Origin of the sequence: Bartonella sp. AS69XJJH, from assembly GCF_042195585.1 — a bacterium.
GTDB lineage: Bacteria > Pseudomonadota > Alphaproteobacteria > Rhizobiales > Rhizobiaceae > Bartonella.
Map to the genome: position 1 here is coordinate 1 of NZ_JBHIOO010000114.1, position 875 is coordinate 875.

Genomic DNA, 875 nt, shown 5'->3' on the forward strand with positions numbered 1-875 from the left:
TCAAATAAATCACGATAATCACGACGCAAATAAGCCTTCCCATCGCAAATTAACCAATCCTTTGGAATCCCGCGCATTCCAAAGGTTCCTATGAAACCCGTGGGATAAAGACTGCTTTCTTCTTCCAAAGGGATAGAGGTAGGATTAACGAGATGCCAATGATCTCCATTATAAACCAATGTATAAATGCACCCTTGTTGGATTTCGCCCCCTGATAAAGGACCAACCCCTAATTCCGTTGCTTTATAAACCGGCTTGCCATCTAAAGTATTTAAGACAATCGTGGTTGCTCCAACATTCTTACCCGTCGCCATAAAGCGCAAAACGATACCATTCTTATACTCTAAAAACCGTGAGGTGCTTGCAAGCCTTATCACACTCGTTTGTTGGACATGATCATTTGTAACAACCCCTTCAAGCTCTCCACCCGTGTCTGACAAATACTCACTTATCCTTTGCATCATCACACGGGCGCTCGTGTTCACACTGCTAGGATGCTGTCCTTCTGACCAATCAATCAAATCATCCACGCGCGTATTATCCGCCGCTCTAAGCGACCAATCATAAATCGTTGACATTTCTCGTGAATCCTAATTCCGGTAAAACGGTCCGTAAAACGCCCGCATGAATTGCGTCATCAAAGGATTATCATCAGATCTCTCATCAGCTTCTTCTGATGCCTCTTGCTCTGATGAAAGTAAGGCTCTTAAAACCTCGAGAAAATTATCCCTGTTCCCCTGTGCTGGTACAGAGCCTCCAAAAACAATAGGGCGTGCACCATAAGACTTCTTCCCACCGTACATCTGCAACACACGGTTGACAAAATCACTTGCACGCATAGCGTTGTTACCACCATTCAAGCCAACCGCATTGCT

2 pseudogenes are annotated in these 875 nt (G+C 44.7%); both read right to left on the minus strand.

What is annotated here, in order from left to right:
• Window positions 1-578 (minus strand): annotated as a pseudogene (locus ACFIK6_RS10050) (phage tail protein); the annotation flags it as partial.
• A 12-nt stretch (window positions 579-590) separates the two neighbouring features.
• A pseudogene (locus ACFIK6_RS10055) lies at window positions 591-875 on the minus strand (lytic transglycosylase); the annotation flags it as partial.